This window comes from Maritalea myrionectae (assembly GCF_003433515.1).
Classification (GTDB): domain Bacteria; phylum Pseudomonadota; class Alphaproteobacteria; order Rhizobiales; family Devosiaceae; genus Maritalea; species Maritalea myrionectae.
Genome location: NZ_CP021330.1, coordinates 2650376 through 2667405 on the forward strand (window position 1 = coordinate 2650376; position 17030 = coordinate 2667405).

Consider the following 17030-nt stretch of genomic DNA (forward strand, 5'->3'; position numbering starts at 1 on the left):
ATGGCGAAAACTCAACCCCGTGCATGGCAGCGTATGCTGTCTGGCCGCCGTTTGGATTTGTTGGACCCTTCGCCACTGGATATTGAGCTGAGTGATATTGCCCATGGTTTGGCGCGTGTGGCGCGTTGGAACGGGCAAACAAATGGCGATTATGCTTTTTCGGTGGCGCAACACTCTGTTTTGGTGATGCAACTGGCCGCGGCGGCCAATCCGAAGTTTGATGGCTCTGCCCGGCTTTATGCACTGCTCCACGACGCGCCCGAATATGTGATGGGCGACATTATCTCCCCCCTGAAAGCGGCAATGGGCGGCGAATATAAGCAGCTTGAGAACCGACTATTGGGCGCGATACATGTGCGTTTCTCGCTGCCAGCAAATCCGACAGCACAAGTGGTCAAGCAGATTAAAAAGGCAGATCAACAAGCGGCCTATTTCGAAGCAGTAAATTTAGCGGGTTTTGAGCCCGCTGAAGCGCGCAAGCTTTTTGGCGAGCCCAGCCTTGCCAGCTTCGACATGCCTGACTTTGAAAACCTGATCCGGCCCTGGCCCATTCATGTGGCGCACGAAGAGTTTATGAGCCACTTTTCTAAGATTTCAGGCCCAGCCGCCCGATAGCCCCTTCCAACGATGCTGTAACCCACGCCTCTTCTTGTGTCGCGCCTGTTGTCCCGTTTTGGCACGAATATTAACCATTTCTTAAGCATTGTTTTGACGCTCCACCCCAATGGTTGATAAATCCTTAATCAGCATTTTTAAGGAGATTCATCATGGGCAAATTGCCATTTTCAAACTTCCACTACGGTCCGCTGGCATTCCTGTTGGCGATCACGGGCGGTTTTGCCTTGGCGGAAATGGCCCCTGAGTTTGTGCGCTCTGTTCAAGCTGGTGTTGATGAAATCCAAAATGGCGACGAGCCCAAGCCAATCGACATGTCCCAATTTGTGCGGATTGATGACGAACATTTCCGCATCACAGCCAATGAGAATGTTGATATGGAGCCGTTTGCCAGCGTAACTGTGCGCAAAGTAGGCTATGGCAACGAAACGGACGTGCGGATTGCTTACACAAGCACCGGCACCTATTCCACAGACGGCTTTGCATCACCAAATGTGAGTTATCCTGGCATCAAAGTTGAAAAGGTCTTCCCCTTGGTGCCCGGCATTCAAAGTGGCTCAATGATCTATTTTACAAAGTCCGAACTGCATCATCGCCGCATTTCTTTGATGCATAGCCCATCATCGATTGTCCGCTATTACCAGACCATGGCGAAATAGTCCGCCACGGCTCTCGTTAGCCTCGCTTGAAGCGATAGAAAATGTGGGTGCCGATTTTGGTCATGCGGCGTAAGCGCGAGGCCCAATGCGGGTTAACGTAAGTTGCATGATAGTGGGTTGAATTCGCCACTTCAGGCAAATAGATATCGCCGCGAATAACTTTTCCGGCGATTTCTTCCGCTGTCGCCCACGCACCTTTTTCATTCACCCGTTCTGGAATGCCATCACACGCAAATGAGAACTGGCAACGATTGCGCCACGTCTGATTTTGGAAAACCACGCCGCAGATAGAGTTGGGGTAGGCTTTGTGCTTCACCCGATTGCGCACCACTTGTGCAACCGCCACTTGTCCGCGGTATTTTTCACCACGCGCTTCAAAATAGATGGCCGTGGCCATGCACCATTCTTCCCGCGCATTCGCTTCCATCGACGCTTGGGTCAATGGCGCGCTCAGATCCTTGGTTTTAGGTGCGTTGTCGCGGGCATAGGCCAATTTTGTGGGCACAGAAACGGGGAAAGGCAGTTTCGGATCACGATCAACTGCGTCGGCATCACCCGAAATTGCGTCAATCGCGTCGAGGGCGGCCATTTGCGGCATATCTTGTGGTTTTGCCACCAGTTCAACATCTGCCGCCGGGCTAGACTTGGTTTTCTTAGGCGCATTATCAATGGATGCGACCATCACAGGATCAGGCATCGGCAGCACTTTGGGTGCCCGCGCCTCAGCAATCTGGAAGCGGCTGGCGGTAAAGCTCTGCGCAATCTCCATGGCAGATGGCCCTTGGCGCCGATCCGTTTTGGCATCACGATTGGGCCCCACAAATGCGGCAGCAACAGAGAAATTTTCTAGAGATGGGATCGCTTTCCGTGAGGCAATCAGCGCATCAATCTCCATCGGATCAATGAACAGCTCAGCGCTTTCGTCCAGCCGTTCTAACGAAACGTTGGTGAAAGCTACCATCACAACTGTAAAGCTCAATATCGCGCAAAAGCCCTTATAGAGTGGGCCATTCTTTGCGCGCCCCTGCCCTTTCGGGCCAGCCAATTTAAAACTCATTCTTTACTCGATGCTACTCAACGGCATTAACGCGCCGTGAGGCTATTATGTCGAATCTTGGTTTATGGGGAGTAAACGCGGATCACGTTCTGAATGTGACCCGTTTGAAGCACAAAAATGGAGTTTATTTGACCAAAGTTAGATGTTGCTATTCAGCAACTAGATCGCGGCCTGCGCAAGGGCAAGGCGGGCGATGGGAATACGGAACGGCGAACAGCTCACATAATCCACATTCAAGCCAGCAAAAAACTTCAGGCTTTCTGGGTCGCCCGCATGTTCGCCACAGATGCCAATTTTCAGATCGGGGTTGGAAGCGCGACCACGCCGAATTGCCGTCCGGATCAACTCGCCCACTCCCTTTTTGTCGATGGTGACAAAGGGGTCGCCATCATAAAGTTTCTTACGCTGGTAGGCAGCCAAGAAGGCCGGCGCATCATCGCGTGAAATGCCAAAGGTGGTTTGCGTCAAATCGTTAGTGCCGAACGAGAAGAAATCAACATGCTTGGCAATCTCGCCCGCCCGGATCGCTGCGCGGGGCAATTCAATCATCGTGCCGACAGAATATTTGAAGGATTCCGAGGGTGAAACGCCCAATTGCTCCATAAGCGCGAGTATATGCGTACGCACCCAGCTTACCTCACGGGAAGAGGAGACAAACGGCACCATAATCTCCAGATTGATCGGCACATCATTGGTTTGGATGGCGGCCTGGGCGCCAGCGACCAAGGCCTTAATCTGCATTTCCAGAATTTCAGGGTGTGAAATTGCGAGGCGACAGCCACGGTGACCCAGCATCGGGTTCACTTCGATCATACGCTCTAGGCGACGTTCGAAATCAACGATTTTAAGGCCCAAGGATGCCGCGGTTTCCTCAATTTCTTCTTCGGTTCGTGGCAAAAATTCATGCAATGGCGGATCGAACAGTCGAACCGTGATTGGCCGCCCCTCCATAACCGAAAACAATTGCGCGTAATCATTGGCTTGATATTCCACCAGACCATGAAGCGCCTCCATGCGATCGTCCAAATCCTGGCTAAACATCATGCGGCGCAGGGCCACCATGCGTTCGGCGGAAAAGAACATATGTTCAGAACGGGCCAGACCAATGCCTTCTGCGCCGAAGGAGAGCGCAGTTTTGGCCCCCTCGATGGTTTCCACATTGGTGCGCACTTCGATGGTGCGGCTGCCGTCAGCCCAATCCAAAAGCTTGCCCAGCGCGCCGCCAATATTCGGTTGATTGAGGGGTAGCGCGCCAGCATAGACCTCGCCCGAATTGCCATCAATTGTCATTTCTGCGCCTTGGATCAGTGTGCGGTCGCCAAGCTGCAGGGTGCGCTTGTCTGCATCAATGACCAGCGAGCGCACACCCGATACGCACGGCTTGCCTGTCACCCGCGCAATCACCGCCGCATGGCTGGTGATGCCGCCACGGGCGGTCAAAATTCCATTTGCGGCCTGCATGCCTTCGATGTCGGCAGGGCCTGTCTCCAGGCTCACCAAAATGCAATCTTTACCGCGTGCCTGATAGCGCGATGCATCTTCAGCGGAAAACACAATGGCGCCACTTGCGGCCCCCGGCGACACGCCCATGCCAACGGCCAATGGCGACGCCCGCTTTTTCCCCTTCAAGCGCGCGTGCAATAATTGCGGCAGGCGACCGGGATCGACATGGCTTACCGCCTGTCGCGGGGTCCAAATACCACGCGCCACGCGATCGCATGCCGCTTCTAAAATTGCTGAAATGGGGGCTTGCATTGGCCGGGCCGACAAAAACACGACCTTTTTGCCCGAAAGCGCGGTGAGGCAAACCATATGCGTGCCGGCCAGCTGATCAAGGCTGGCGCACAATTCTTGCGCCGCAGCACCTTTGAAAGCCTCAGGCAGCGCCCGTTCGCCGTTCACCGACAATGGCCCCATCATGCCCGTATTGGTGTCTCTGGTTTGCATTTGCAGCACGGGCTGATCAAAAGCGGCCTGCACAATCACGATCTGCTCATCTTTAAAGTCAGAGCTGCTTTCATCGGCCCAAACCGGCGTGCCGCCCTTATAGGAATCAAATGCGCGTTGAATGGCGCGCCCCAGCGGCTTTTTTACGTCGATGGCGTCCTTATCGGTTGCAGGCGCGTCTATCGCGCCGCGCACCCGCGCCAGCCCTGCCAAATGGGTGTGTGCGGCCGTACGCACCACCAGCTTTGGCGGCTTTTGCCCTTTTTGCACCAGCTTGAATAGGGTGGCCACCCAATGCGCGGCGATGGGGCTGGACACATCAGCGGTTTTCAAGGTTTCCCAGGCCCGCCCGGTCAGACAAATTGTGGGCGCAGTGGGCACCCCGGTTTGCGCCATCGCGTAAATCCACGCGGCTTTACCCACAACCAAACGCTCCTGCTCTTTCGTCAGGCGCGGCGGCTCATTTGCCGGCGCAAGCGCAAAGATTTGCTGGTTGATGGAACGTGGCACAATATTCACCCAAGACAAACAGATTCACATTTATTACTATGCGGTTCAAATCAGTTCAGGGCAACTCGACATGTGTCCAGACTTGACTTCACCACAAATAGAACGCATCTCACCAGTATGACAAAAAAACGACCATTGGAAATAATACTTTGTGCGCCGCGCGGATTTTGCGCTGGTGTGGACCGCGCGATACAGATTGTTGAGCTGGCGCTGGAAAAATATGGCGCGCCGGTTTATGTGCGGCATGAGATTGTGCACAACAAATATGTTGTGGATGGCCTGCGGGAAAAAGGCGCTGTTTTTGTTGAGGAATTGGATGAAATTCCCGAAACAGATGCGCCCGTAATTTTCTCTGCTCATGGGGTGCCGAAATCGGTTCCCGCGAATGCGCAAGAGCGGAAAATGTTTTATCTGGATGCCACCTGCCCGCTGGTCTCTAAGGTGCATGTGGAAGCGCAGCGCCATCATGATGAAGGCAAAGAGATTGTGTTGATTGGCCATGCTGGTCACCCAGAAGTGATCGGCACCATGGGTCAATTGCCCGATGGCGCGATCACATTGATCGAAACCGTCGCTGATGCAGAGAAATATGAGCCAAAATCGCCAGATGATTTGGCCTTTGTCACGCAAACGACATTGTCTGTTGATGACACCGCGGCCATCGTCGCTGCGCTGCAAAAGCGATTCCCCACGATCAGTGCGCCGCACAAAGAAGATATTTGCTACGCCACCACCAACCGCCAGGAAGCTGTAAAGCAAGTGGCACCCCATGTGGATGCCATGGTGGTTGTCGGTGCGCCCAATTCGTCAAACTCAATGCGTTTGGTTGAAGTGGCTGAGCGCGCTGGCTGCCCAAAATCTGGTTTGATCCAACGCGCCAGCGATATTGTGTGGTCAGACTTTGACGGCGTTGAAAAACTTGGCATTTCTGCAGGCGCTTCAGCACCGGAAGAATTGGTCAATGAAATCATCGACCGATTTGCCGAACATTATGACCTGACCGTTTCCACGGAAGTGACCGCCGAGGAAAACATCGCCTTCAACGTGCCACGCGAACTGCGGGCCTGATCACGATGGACGGCCAACCTTTATTTGAGAGCGAACGCTTAGTGTTCAGCACATGGACACCCGATCAGCTTGAGGATGTGTTTCGCTTGCACGATGATGAGGAAGTTGGGCGCTACTTAATGGGCCGCGCGGAAACCCGCGAGGATGCGCAAAAACGCATGAATGAATGGGCAAAGCATTACGCCAAATTCGGTTTCTGCAAATTTCGCCTGACTCGAAAGTCTGATGGTGCCTTTATTGGTCGCGCTGGCTTTGGCACGCATGGCCCTGAAAACACGCCTGAACTTGGCTATGCCATTTTAAGATCAGAATGGCGTAAAGGCTATGCCAGTGAGGCCGCGATTGCCATTCGAGACTGGCTGTTTCGCGAAACAGATCATGATTTTTGCTGGGGTTTTGCCTACTCCGCCAACACGCCTTCGATCAAAATTTTACGGTCAATCGGAATGGAATTTACCCATACCGAAATTGAGCCAGAGACCAATCAAGAACTGACATTTCATAAATATACGCGAGATATGTGGCATGGGTGATCGGGTAACGATTTTCACTGACGGGGCGTGCTCAGGCAATCCTGGCCCCGGCGGTTGGGGCGCGTTGTTGCGCTTTAATGGCAAGGAAAAAGAATTGTGCGGTGGCGAAGCGCTCACCACCAACAATCGCATGGAGTTGATGGCGGCCATCAATGCGCTGACCACGCTCAAACGTGATTGCGCGGTGGACCTTTATACTGACAGCCAATATGTCAAAGGCGGCATCACCGGGTGGATTTCCAACTGGAAACGCAATGGCTGGCGCACAGCCGCCAAGAAGCCGGTGAAAAACGAAGATTTGTGGCGACAGCTCGACGCTGCCCTTGCCCAACATGATGTCAATTTTCATTGGGTAAAAGGCCATGCGGGCCATGAAGGCAATGAGCGCGCTGATCAATTGGCCAATCAAGGCATGGCCCCGTTTAAAGGATAAGACTGATGCCCTCATATACAAAGTATCTACTGCGTTTAGAGGGCGCCCTGGTCGCGGGCTTGGCGCTTTGGGCCTATACCACCTATTTTGGCAATTGGTGGCTGTTTGCCGCGCTTATCCTGTTGCCTGATCTTTGCTTGATTGTTTTCTTGCTGAACCAAAAAATCGGCATCCGCACTTACAATGTAGCGCACAGCTATTTGGTGCCAGCGGCGCTGGCCGCACTTGGCTTTGTGCTTGCGCAAAACTGGCTGGTGCTTTTGGCGGTAATCTGGACGACGCATATCGGCGTCGATCGTTTGTTTGGCTATGGCCTAAAATCTGAAGAAGACCATAAGCGCACGCATTTGAGTTGAGCGCTTAATTGACCGCGCAGATCGCAGCACCATCCTTTACGATGATCAATTGTTGGCCATCATAGCGACGCTGCTGCACCGCATCGAATGAGCCCGTGGACATCCAGATTTCGTTTGAACAGAAATAGGCAGAGGTGCAATTGGCGCTGGCTAATGCTTCACAATCGGCTTGGGCCGACCACCCTTTTTCATTGCCGTTTTGAGCTTGTACTTCAAAGCTTGATGCTAGGGCCCAACTGGGCAAAAGCGCAAAGGCGATCACTACAAAAATTTTACGCAACTTCATCACTCTCATTTCTCACAAACTCATCAACAATTAGATTAGGCATTCTGCATATGTGCGTCTAGCCATTTATGATTAATGAAGTGTTTACATTTGTTCAAAATGAAACAAAACGCCGCAAACCATAGGCTTGCGGCGTTTACTAAATCAGCAATTTGGCCAAACTTTGGAACTAAACTCAGCCCTCAAGCTTGGAAAAATTGGCAATCAGGTGCATAGTTTCACGCAGCTTGGCCAACAAATTGAGGCGATTGACGCGCACGGCCGGGTCCTCATCATTGACCAAGACGTTTTCAAAAAACGCGTCCACAGGCTTGCGCAACGATGACAATTCATTGATGGCCGTGGCGAAATCATCTGCAGCAATATTGGCCGCCACAGCTTCATTGACCACTTCAATGGCGGTCGCCAGCTTTTCCTCGTCGTCGGTTTTGAACAGCTTGTGGTCGACCTCGTCGCGATAGGAACGCCCGTCCTTTTTCTCTTCAGCGCGCAAGATGTTGGCAGCACGGCGGTATCCCGCGATAAGGCTTTCGCCCTGTTCGCTTTTGACCAGACCGTTCAGTTCAACCGCACGGGCGGCGATATTGACGAGGCTGATGCCCTTGGCCAAACCGTTCTTATAGAGCACGGCGCTCAACACATCGTGGGCAATGCCCTGCTCGCGCATTTGCACGGTCAGGCGATCTTCAATGAAGCCGCAAAGAGACTGCAAGATTTCCGTCGCATCGCCTGCCAAGTTGAACTTGCTCAAATGCTCGGCCAGCAATTTGTCCATGGCGAAATCGAGTTTGTTTTCCAAACAGATGCGGATCACGCCGAGTGCCGCGCGGCGCAAGGCAAATGGATCTTTCGATCCGGTGGGCTTCTCGTCAATGGCCCAAAAACCGGTCAGCATATCCAGCTTATCTGCGAGCGCCACTGTGGCAGCGGTCAGCTCTTCGGGCACGCGATCGCTCGGGCCAACTGGCTTATAATGATCTTGCAGCGCGGCAGCGACATTGTCTTTTTCGCCTTGGGCTTCCGCGTAGTAGCGGCCCATCAAACCTTGCAATTCCGGGAATTCAAATACCATGTCGGTGACAAGATCGGCTTTGGCCAATTTGGCGGCACGTGTTGCATCCGCAGTTGACGCGCCAATCTTTGTCGCAATGGTTTCGCTCAGCTCTACCAGCCGTTCTACGCGGGCGCTTTGTGTGCCCAGCTTTTCGTGGAACACCATATTGTCGAGTTTTGACAAGCGGCTTTCAAGCGGCACATTCAAATCGGTGTCATAGAAGAATTTCGCATCTGACAAGCGGGCTTTGATCACCCGCTCATTGCCGCCCACAATGGTCTTGCCGCCATCTTCAGCTTCCAAGTTCGACACCAGAATAAAGTGGTTCGCCAGCTTGCCTGTCGTCGCGTCGCGCAAATTGAAGCATTTCTGGTGCGCACGAATGGCGGTGATTACCACTTCTTCGGGCAGTGAGAGGAACTTCTCGTCAAAGCGTCCCATCATGGTTTGTGGCCATTCCACCAGCCCAGCAACTTCGTCCAGCAGCCCCTCGTCTTCGATCACATTGAGATTTTGAGCGAAGGCCAAATTGGCAGCGTCGGCGCGGATCATTTCCTTGCGGCGTTCAAAGTCCAGCACCACTTTGTTTTGTTCCAGCGCGTGCGCGTAATCATCAAAGCGGCGCACCTTGATTGCGTCAGGCGCCATGAAGCGATGACCATAGGTGATATCGCCAGACTTGAGGCCATCTACTTCAAAATTAATAATTTCGGGATCTTCGCCTTCATGGCCAAACGTCGCGGTAATCGCGCGCAAGGGGCGAATCCAGCTCAGCTTGCCTTTGCCCCAGCGCATGGATTTTGGCCAAGGGAATTTCTCAATGGTGCCCGGCAATAAATTGGCGAGAATATCGGTGGTCAGTTCACCTTTTTTCTCGATCACGGCCACATAGAAATCACCCTTTTTCGGGTCCGTTTGCACCTCAGCTTCATCTACTGAGTTGAGGCCCGCGGCGCGCAAAAAGCCTGCAATCGCCTTTTCCGGTGCATCGGTGCGGGGGCCCTTGCGTTCGGTCTTCACATCTTCGGATGCCTTGGGCAATCCTGCGATATGGAGGGCCAAGCGGCGTGGCGTGGCGTGGGCCACTGCGCCCTCATACAGCACGCCTTTTTCCACCAATTGGTCGGTGATCAGTTTTTTGAGGTTTTCAGCGGCGCGGCGTTGCTGACCGGCCGGAATTTCTTCTGAAAACAGTTCAAGCAAAAGTTCAGGCATGATGTAGATCGCTTGGTTGAATGAAGTTGAATTTATGGGCTTGATAACGGGCTTGGCTGGGCTTGTCCATGACAAATCCGCTCACAAACAAGTGCTTACCAGCCGCCGCCACCGCCGCCGCCGCCGCCGCCGCCGGAAAAGCCGCCACCTGAGGAAAACCCTGAAGAGGAGGAGGATTGCGGTTTTGAGGCGATCATCGCCGAGCTGATGGAGGCCGTGGTTTTAGACAAAGTTGACGCCAGGCGATTGGCCGTAAACCGCCGTCCGCTATACCACCCCAAATGCACGTCAGCCTTTTGCCCTGTGCGTTCCGCCAGGCGTTGCATCTCATTTTGGAAGTGCTCCGCCCATGGTTTTTCCACCCCAAGGGCAATCGCATAAGGCAAGATGGTTTCAAAACGCCTTTTGTCCAGCTCGGGTTCATCATGCAGGTTCAACCGCTCTTTTTCAGCGGTTTCCAGATACATTTTGAACCCTTCGATCTGGTCCATCACCTTGCGACCCTGAATGGTCGGCGCACGCATCAACACGGCGAAAATGGCGTTGATGGCCACAATTGACAAAACGGCGATCACCGCCATGTCGCCTTGCCAGGCGGTCAAAACGGATTGGAATTCACCGTTGGTCCACGCCGCATGCAACGTTTCCCACAGGCCGGTTGTTGTGAATATAAACGGGATCATGTTGCCCACAATCGCTACGATCGCAAAGCCTTTTGCCCATGCAAACATGGAGCGTGCGGCCAGCAAATGCGAAATGCCTGCTGTCGCCGTCATGGTCAATGCGGCCAGCGCCACGGCAATGGGCAACCAGATAAAGCCGATGATTTCAAAAAAGACCATGCCTACAATCGACAGGGCTGAGAAGATCACGCCGAACGCCACATAGCCCACATTGTGGTTGAAATAAGAGCGACGATTTTCATCTTCGATGATTTCCAACACTTCATTGTGGTTGCCGTGCAGGCTTTCGCCAATGTCTTTATCGATTTCAATTTGCCCCTTGGAGCGCAGCCAATTGAACAGGCGCATCTCGCCAGGTGGCAATGAGGGCGTTGCGGCGTTGGTGACGGTCACGGTGGTGTTTTTGTCGTCATTTTCGCCAATGGTCACCAGCCCTTTAACCGCTAGAGAAATCAGCGCGGCGATATAGGCGGGCCATCCCGCTTTGTGCCAACCATAGTGATGCACATAGTGCACCAAGGCAGGCGAAAACCCTTTTGGGGGGTAGAACAGCGGGATGATTGTGCCCTTGGCCGGATCGCGCCCCACGCGCGTCCATGCCACTACATTGTAAAGCAACACCAGCATGGCCAGAATGGGTGGAAAGATTTGACTGCGCAAATCCGAGAGCATGTAAAGGAACGCCGTGATGCCTTCGGGTGCGGCGATGGCCCCTTTCTCCATCGCGATGGCGACAGTTATACCTTCATATGGCTCGAGCGGCTGCGTTGCACGGAAGATCACATCCCCATCCGCATTGCGATTGATCTCGGCATTGCTCTCAGTTTGCCCGTAGCTCCCGGTGAAAACAGCGGTATCCAATATGCTGGCTTCTTCGGGCAATTGCACCCGCACCACGGCCTTATCGATAGGAAAAGCCCAGAATTGACCGATGGCATTGAAATAAAGCTCGTCATGATCTTCGCGGAAACGAATCTGACGATCCATTTTGTATTTGATCTCATAGGTATAAAAACCGGGTTGAAGGAACACGTCCTCATGCCCGATGTAAATGCGCTTTCCGCCATCGATTCCCGTGATGGAAAAATTCTCGACTTCGCCACCCCGTTTGACGCTCACATCATCGATTGAGCCGCGGATTTTGCGCCCCTCATCATCTTCCAACACGGTGGGAATGTCGCGGAAAATGCCACGACGAATTTGATTGCCTTCTGCCCGCACTGATATGTTTTCAGTGATTGCCAGCTCTCCATTGGGCAGCACTTCAATATCAACCGCATAAGAGGTTATCCGCTCAGCCGACAGTGCAGATGTGGCGAGCCAAAGGCCCGCCAGCACGGCAAGAAAAATTGTCTTAAACAGGTTGATTAATCGACTAGAATGACACATTCGGGACAGCGCGATCCAATTCATTTTCAAGCTCAAAATACTCTTCTTGGCTGAAGCTGAACATGTTGGCAACGATGTTAGAGGGGAAGCTTTCCACGCTCACATTCAAATTGCGCACAGTGCCGTTATAATAACGGCGGGCCAGCTGAATTTCTTCTTCCACTTGCTGCAGCGCCTCTTGAAATTCAATAAAGGAACTGTCGGCTCTCAACTCTGGATAATCTTCCGCCACGGCAAATAGTCGGCCCAGTGCGCCAGACAAAATGCCTTCCAGCTTGCCACGTTCCTGCGGCGAGGCATCGCCAGCGTTTTGCACGGCGGCCCGTGCCTGGGTTACCGCCTCAAGCGTTTCACGCTCATGGGTCACATAGCCCTTTACGGTTTCCAGCAGGTTGGGAATTAAATCAGCACGACGCTTCAATTGCACATCAATGCCAGACCAACCTTCGCGCACCAATTGGCGAAGTTTCACCAGCTTGTTGTACGTTATAATCCCGAAGAAAACGACGGCGCCACTCAGCGCCAAAATAATCTGTAAAAAGTCCATATCCCTCTTCCACCACCTTGTTTGGCAATTGCCAAATTTCCAACTTTTTCAACATCTAAGCGCAAACATCGCAGAAAATAAAGGGGCCGTCCATATAGGCAAAACAAAAGGGCGACTGATCTGCATCATATCGCCCTTTTCTAAATTTTACCTTGCGCGTATAGCGCAGTTTTTTCTCGACTATTTTGGGACTGAACTGCTTATCCCCCAAGGCCTTTGCAGGTATATTTTGGGGTTTAATCAGCGCCCCTGCTTGCTTCTTGCGCATTGTGAGGCTCCTTTGTTTGCCCGCCTGATATAGGCGCAACACCCCAAAGGTTCAAGACTTAAGCGCCGCCGGCCTCCGTATTGAGCCACGCGCCACCGCACGCCTTTGCCAGCTCACGCACCCGCAAAATATAGCTCTGACGTTCGGTCACAGAGATCACCCCGCGCGCATCGAGCAAATTGAAAATGTGAGAAGCCTTGATGCATTGCTCATAGGCGGGCATCGCCATTTTGTGCTGATTGCCTTGGTCGCCTGCCTCAAGAATGGCGCGGCATTCCGCTTCTGCATCCTTAAAGTGCTGGAACAACATTTCGGTGTTGGCCTGCTCGAAATTGTAGCGTGAGAATTCTTGCTCCGCTTGCAAGAACACATCAGCATAGGTGACCTTCTCGTCGCCCTCACGGCCATTGAAGTTCAATTCCATGATGCTGTCCACGTCCTGCAAATAACAGGCAATCCGCTCGAGCCCATAGGTCAATTCGCCGGATACGGGGGAGCATTCAAAGCCAGCCACTTGTTGGAAATAGGTGAATTGGCTTACTTCCATGCCATCGCACCAACATTCCCAGCCGAGGCCCCACGCGCCAAGGGTTGGGCTTTCCCAATCATCTTCCACAAAGCGCAAATCGTGCAGTTTCGGATCGATGCCAATGGCGTAGAGCGACTGCAGATAAAGCTCTTGCAGGTTTTCCGGGCTTGGCTTCAAGATCACCTGAAACTGATAATAATGCTGCAAGCGGTTTGGGTTTTCACCATAGCGGCCATCGGTTGGGCGGCGGCAGGGCTGCACATAGGCAGCGCGCCATGGCTTTGGCCCCAAAGAGCGCAAAGTTGTTGCCGGGTGGAACGTACCCGCACCCATTTCCATGTCATAAGGTTGTAAAATCACACAGCCTTGGGCAGCCCAGAAATTTTGCAATGTCAAAATCAGCCCTTGGAAGGACTGTTTTGGGTCCAGATGGGCTGGCACTTTTTGTTCGCTCATAAACTTGACCTTTGGCATCCGCTGATAAGTTTCAACTAACTTATCCAATCGCGCTGCAACCTAATTGCGCCGTGCCGAATTATCAAGCGGCAGGTGAACATTGCGGCAAACTAATTTTCACGAGGGCGATCAGTGCTTATCGTGCAATTGTCGAATATGGCGCATGGCAAGCCATGTGAGCGCCAACACAAAGGGCGCAGCTACTGCCAACATAAGTGATTTTGAGGGGAACGCGCCCAGCTGCATGCCCGCAAGAATATAGCCCAACACACCGAGCGCATAATAGGTGATGGCGATGGTGGATAGCCCCTCCACAGTGGTTTGCAGCTTATATTGACTGACCGAGGTGTCTGAGATGGCCTTGAGCGCGTCTTGGTTTTGCTTGTGGATTTCAATCGCCACTTTGGTGTTGAGCAACTCCGTCGCCCGCGTCAATCGATCCGTCAGCGCATTCAGTCGGTTTTGCAGCGCGGCGCAGGTGGCCATGGCGGGGTCCATACGATTGCTGAGATAGCGGGCCATATTGGTGTGGCCTGTGATGCGCTTTTCCTCAAGCAATCCCAACCTGTGCCGCACCAGCTGATCATATGAGTAGCTGGCTGCGAAAAGTGCATTGGTTTCGCCATGAAAATGCGTGGTTTCCAGCGCCAGCTTGTTCAGCTCATTCAATAGCTCCTCAATAATCTGCGGATCTGTTTCATTGTTCAGGCGCTTCAAAATGTTTTCTAAGCCGCGCTCCACATTATCGACATTGGGCGCAATATCCTGCGCCACAGGCAACGCCAAAAGCGCTAGCGACCGGAAGGTTTCAATTTCCAGCAGATAGCGGGCGATCACCCCGCGCCGCACATCGGTGATCCCTGCCCCGGCAAACTCCAGCCGCGTAAACCCATCATTGTCCGGCAAAAAGTCTGTCGCGATCTCGGCCAGCCCTTCTTCCACCTTGGCGTAAGACAGGCTGGCGCGGCGAAACCCTTTGAGCGCTTCTTCGTGGACGGTTTCCGCGTCGATCAGATCCACACGGGTTGTCACCAACAATTTGGCGGCAGTGATGGCCTCTAAACCAATATTTTCGGGCCATGGTTCGTCCAGCGTACTGGGGGCCATCCACGTGATCGACGCATGTTCGGAATGCAATTGCCAAGTGGCGGCGATTTCGCCCACCTGGTAACGCGCTTGCCGGTCGGTCATAAAGGTGGGTTTGATCTGGTTTTTGTGACACCAGGAGGCAAACTCCTCCCGCATCTGATCGTGCCGTCCCGGCTCGCGGCCAAAATAGGTGGCGACACGGCGCAAGCGGCCTTTGGGGCCAAGCGGCTGAACCGGACGAGCGTGAATTTCTCCCAATGCCTGGGCGCGGAATGGATGATCGACAAACTGCATTTTTGTGCTCTGCATTCGCGTTTGCCCCTATAGGGCTTTTTTTAATCTGATCGCGAATGGGCGGGGCAAAACAAGTGCAGTTTTGCGTTAAACGTTAGTCTTTTTTGTCTTTGGGCTTATAGACGCCGGTTTTTTTATCTCGTTCGAGATCAACGATATTGCCGCGCGCGCGATCCGATTGATCACGCGCCTTCTTTTGCTCATCTATATCTTTGAAATGCCGATTGAAATTATCGCGAATGCTCCTGATGCCATAATAGACCAGCACCACCAGCAAAACGAAAACAGCGATACGTAGCAGCAATTTCTATTCCTCTTACAGTCCGAAACGCGACCAATGGGCCTGCGCTTTAAGGGTTGAAAGCACATCATCGCTTAAAGATTGCTGGCCGATTTGCCCGCCCAAAAAAGGAACGCGCGGCATGGAGAATAGCGAGCGCCTCTCCTCAATCTTGACCAGTTTAACCTTCTTACCATAGCGCTTTTGCAAAGTCTCATATATGTCGCCGAGCGCGTCAACCAGGCCAAACTCAATGGCCGATTTTCCGGTCCAGAATTCGCCAGAGAACAAGCCTTCCTTATCCAAATCCAGTTTGTCGCCGCGGCGTTCTTTCACAAAGTCTTTGAACACTTCATGCACATCGAGCTGCAAGCGTTTCAATCGTTCCACATCTTTTGGGTCTTCGGGCAAAAATGGATCGAGCGTGGATTTGTTTTCGCCAGCGGTGTAAACGCGGCGGCTCACGCCAAGCTTTTCAATCGCGTCCACAAAGCCAAAAGTGGCAGAGATCACGCCAATGGAGCCCACGATCGAGCTTGGGTCGGCAATAATCTCGTCCCCTGCCGTAGCGATGAAATAGCCACCGGATGCGGCAACATCTTCAATAAAGACCAAGACCTTTTTGTTTTTCTCTTTCGCGAGGTCACGAATATATTTGGCCACTAGGCGCGATTGAACCGGCGAACCGCCGGGAGAATTGATGATGATGGCAACCGCTGGTGCCTGCTTATTCTTAAACGCACGTTTCAATAACGGCGCGGCATTGGCGATATTGATCCGGTCCGGTTTTTGGCTCGCTTCAATTGTGCCGCTTAAGCGCACAACAGGGATTTGCACATTATCGCGGCCCAAAAGTCGGGCGTGCCATGGCGCTTTAATTTTATCGGTCAGATCGTCGTGCATAAATTTCCCTGCTTACGCTTTTGGCGCGTTTTGTTCATCTTAGTTCACAATGTAGGAGGTAAAATACAAACTACCAGTGTAATTTGTCATTTCCCATCAAAATGGCTTGCAATTGCGGCGTAAATTTTCGCCCCTCAGTGCCATGTAATGAAAGAGGCGACAAGAGCTTGCAGGGTGCTTTTGATCCCTTATAGCCGCGCACGAGCACGCGGCTGGCTTGCTGGCCAGGGCGCGACACGATGGGCAGGATGGTGATGTTGCCCAATCGGCGGTCGTAATATTTCATCAGTTTTTGCAGCTCGGCAGCGCGATGTATAAAGATCACTTCGCCGCCAGCGCGTGCACAACTGACCGCCGCTTTCACCCAACGCTCCAAGCAATCAATGCCGTGGGCATGCGCCCGCTTGCCATAATTGTCATTGGGAAGTGAAACGGTCTTTTCATCAAAATATGGTGGGTTGGCGATCACACTATCGAAATGATCCTGCACCATGCCCGCAGTGACGCGTTCCGGACCGGGGGCCATGATGTCGATTTGGCAATATTTTGCCCGATCAACGTACCCGTTATGTCTCAGATTTTGTTTGCCCAGATCGACAATTTCATCATCAATTTCGGCGAGAAGCGCGGTCAGGCCGGGGCAATATGTTAGCGCCGTCATGGAGGCAACGCCAACGCCTGCGCCCAGTTCCAGTAGGGTTTTGGGTGCATCATCCACCGCCGCGCCGAGCAAAACGCTATCCACACCTGCACGGAAGCCTTTTTCGGGCTGGCACACACTGAGTTTACCGCCTAAAAAAGCGTCAGATGTGACACAATGGTGTTTTACTTTCCCTTGCGGGTGGTCTACGGACATAAG

General features: G+C 52.9%; 17 protein-coding genes and 1 pseudogene. 6 read left to right on the forward strand and 12 right to left on the reverse strand.

The window, feature by feature from the left end; translation table 11 throughout:
- Together MXMO3_RS13355 and MXMO3_RS13360 are read left to right on the forward strand one after the other, a co-directional pair.
- Window positions 1-615 (forward strand): HD domain-containing protein, encoded by a 615-nt coding sequence (locus MXMO3_RS13355; RefSeq protein WP_027833584.1) that lies wholly within the window; start codon window positions 1-3, stop codon window positions 613-615.
- 152 nt (window positions 616-767) lie between these two features.
- Window positions 768-1274: a hypothetical protein gene (locus MXMO3_RS13360; RefSeq protein ID WP_117396189.1), complete on the forward strand. Its 507-nt coding sequence runs from the start codon at window positions 768-770 to the stop codon at window positions 1272-1274.
- A 16-nt stretch (window positions 1275-1290) separates the two neighbouring features.
- Here MXMO3_RS13360 and MXMO3_RS18945 read toward each other — a convergent pair.
- Together MXMO3_RS18945 and MXMO3_RS13370 are read right to left on the reverse strand one after the other, a co-directional pair.
- Window positions 1291-1686: pseudogene (locus MXMO3_RS18945) on the reverse strand (cell wall hydrolase); the annotation flags it as partial.
- 804 nt (window positions 1687-2490) lie between these two features.
- Complete coding sequence (locus MXMO3_RS13370; protein WP_162889273.1) at window positions 2491-4788, reverse strand: putative PEP-binding protein; 2298 nt, start codon at window positions 4786-4788, stop codon at window positions 2491-2493.
- 117 nt (window positions 4789-4905) lie between these two features.
- On the opposite strand from MXMO3_RS13370, the gene ispH reads away from it, so the two are divergent.
- From ispH to MXMO3_RS13390, 4 genes are read left to right on the forward strand one after another with little or no spacing between them, the layout of a single operon-like run.
- Entirely contained in the window at window positions 4906-5856 is a 951-nt protein-coding gene (gene ispH, locus MXMO3_RS13375; protein ID WP_027833586.1) for a 4-hydroxy-3-methylbut-2-enyl diphosphate reductase, read from the forward strand.
- Window positions 5857-5861: 5 nt separating this feature from the next.
- Window positions 5862-6389 carry a GNAT family N-acetyltransferase gene (locus MXMO3_RS13380; RefSeq protein WP_117396191.1) on the forward strand — a complete coding sequence of 176 codons (528 nt, stop codon included), beginning with the start codon at window positions 5862-5864 and terminating at the stop codon, window positions 6387-6389.
- A complete protein-coding gene (rnhA, locus tag MXMO3_RS13385; RefSeq protein WP_027833587.1) occupies window positions 6382-6822 on the forward strand; it encodes a ribonuclease HI in 441 nt (146 codons plus the stop codon). The genes MXMO3_RS13380 and rnhA overlap by 8 nt, the downstream gene beginning before the upstream one ends.
- 5 nt (window positions 6823-6827) lie before the next feature.
- Complete coding sequence (locus MXMO3_RS13390) at window positions 6828-7178, forward strand: DUF4260 domain-containing protein (protein WP_117396192.1); 351 nt, start codon at window positions 6828-6830, stop codon at window positions 7176-7178.
- A 4-nt stretch (window positions 7179-7182) separates the two neighbouring features.
- On the opposite strand, the gene MXMO3_RS13395 is transcribed toward MXMO3_RS13390, so the two are convergent.
- From MXMO3_RS13395 to MXMO3_RS13440, 10 genes are all read right to left on the reverse strand, one after another.
- A complete protein-coding gene (locus MXMO3_RS13395) occupies window positions 7183-7464 on the reverse strand; it encodes a hypothetical protein (RefSeq protein WP_117396193.1) in 282 nt (93 codons plus the stop codon).
- 175 nt (window positions 7465-7639) lie between these two features.
- Complete coding sequence (gene glyS, locus MXMO3_RS13400) at window positions 7640-9733, reverse strand: glycine--tRNA ligase subunit beta (RefSeq protein WP_117396828.1); 2094 nt, start codon at window positions 9731-9733, stop codon at window positions 7640-7642.
- A 95-nt stretch (window positions 9734-9828) separates the two neighbouring features.
- On the reverse strand, window positions 9829-11829 hold the full coding sequence (locus MXMO3_RS13405) for a DUF2207 domain-containing protein (protein WP_117396194.1): 2001 nt from the start codon (window positions 11827-11829) through the stop codon (window positions 9829-9831).
- The gene (locus MXMO3_RS13410) at window positions 11792-12352 is read right to left on the reverse strand and encodes a LemA family protein (RefSeq protein WP_027833591.1); all 561 of its coding nucleotides are present in this window, start codon (window positions 12350-12352) and stop codon (window positions 11792-11794) included. The genes MXMO3_RS13405 and MXMO3_RS13410 overlap by 38 nt, the downstream gene beginning before the upstream one ends.
- 55 nt (window positions 12353-12407) lie before the next feature.
- Window positions 12408-12620 (reverse strand): hypothetical protein, encoded by a 213-nt coding sequence (locus tag MXMO3_RS13415; RefSeq protein WP_117396195.1) that lies wholly within the window; start codon window positions 12618-12620, stop codon window positions 12408-12410.
- 58 nt (window positions 12621-12678) lie between these two features.
- A complete protein-coding gene (locus MXMO3_RS13420) occupies window positions 12679-13605 on the reverse strand; it encodes a glycine--tRNA ligase subunit alpha (protein WP_117396829.1) in 927 nt (308 codons plus the stop codon).
- 129 nt (window positions 13606-13734) lie between these two features.
- Entirely contained in the window at window positions 13735-15003 is a 1269-nt protein-coding gene (locus MXMO3_RS13425; protein WP_027833594.1) for a DUF3422 family protein, read from the reverse strand.
- A 79-nt stretch (window positions 15004-15082) separates the two neighbouring features.
- A complete protein-coding gene (locus tag MXMO3_RS13430) occupies window positions 15083-15292 on the reverse strand; it encodes a hypothetical protein (protein ID WP_117396196.1) in 210 nt (69 codons plus the stop codon).
- A 12-nt stretch (window positions 15293-15304) separates the two neighbouring features.
- Window positions 15305-16171, reverse strand: a complete 867-nt coding sequence (locus MXMO3_RS13435; RefSeq protein WP_051213165.1) for a S49 family peptidase — start codon at window positions 16169-16171, stop codon at window positions 15305-15307.
- A 70-nt stretch (window positions 16172-16241) separates the two neighbouring features.
- Window positions 16242-17027 carry a tRNA1(Val) (adenine(37)-N6)-methyltransferase gene (locus MXMO3_RS13440; RefSeq protein WP_117396197.1) on the reverse strand — a complete coding sequence of 262 codons (786 nt, stop codon included), beginning with the start codon at window positions 17025-17027 and terminating at the stop codon, window positions 16242-16244.
- Between the last annotated feature and the right edge of the window lie 3 nt (window positions 17028-17030).

Coding starts and splice junctions, on each gene's coding strand:
- MXMO3_RS13355 (WP_027833584.1), top strand. CDS start 1: ATGGCGAAAACTCAACCCCGTGCATGGCAGCGTATGCTGTCTGGCCGC.
- MXMO3_RS13360 (WP_117396189.1), top strand. CDS start 768: ATGGGCAAATTGCCATTTTCAAACTTCCACTACGGTCCGCTGGCATTC.
- ispH (WP_027833586.1), top strand. CDS start 4,906: ATGACAAAAAAACGACCATTGGAAATAATACTTTGTGCGCCGCGCGGA.
- MXMO3_RS13380 (WP_117396191.1), top strand. CDS start 5,862: ATGGACGGCCAACCTTTATTTGAGAGCGAACGCTTAGTGTTCAGCACA.
- rnhA (WP_027833587.1), top strand. CDS start 6,382: ATGGGTGATCGGGTAACGATTTTCACTGACGGGGCGTGCTCAGGCAAT.
- MXMO3_RS13390 (WP_117396192.1), top strand. CDS start 6,828: ATGCCCTCATATACAAAGTATCTACTGCGTTTAGAGGGCGCCCTGGTC.
- MXMO3_RS13395 (WP_117396193.1), bottom strand. CDS start 7,464: ATGAAGTTGCGTAAAATTTTTGTAGTGATCGCCTTTGCGCTTTTGCCC.
- glyS (WP_117396828.1), bottom strand. CDS start 9,733: ATGCCTGAACTTTTGCTTGAACTGTTTTCAGAAGAAATTCCGGCCGGT.
- MXMO3_RS13405 (WP_117396194.1), bottom strand. CDS start 11,829: ATGAATTGGATCGCGCTGTCCCGAATGTGTCATTCTAGTCGATTAATC.
- MXMO3_RS13410 (WP_027833591.1), bottom strand. CDS start 12,352: ATGGACTTTTTACAGATTATTTTGGCGCTGAGTGGCGCCGTCGTTTTC.
- MXMO3_RS13415 (WP_117396195.1), bottom strand. CDS start 12,620: ATGCGCAAGAAGCAAGCAGGGGCGCTGATTAAACCCCAAAATATACCT.
- MXMO3_RS13420 (WP_117396829.1), bottom strand. CDS start 13,605: ATGAGCGAACAAAAAGTGCCAGCCCATCTGGACCCAAAACAGTCCTTC.
- MXMO3_RS13425 (WP_027833594.1), bottom strand. CDS start 15,003: ATGCAGAGCACAAAAATGCAGTTTGTCGATCATCCATTCCGCGCCCAG.
- MXMO3_RS13435 (WP_051213165.1), bottom strand. CDS start 16,171: ATGCACGACGATCTGACCGATAAAATTAAAGCGCCATGGCACGCCCGA.
- MXMO3_RS13440 (WP_117396197.1), bottom strand. CDS start 17,027: ATGTCCGTAGACCACCCGCAAGGGAAAGTAAAACACCATTGTGTCACA.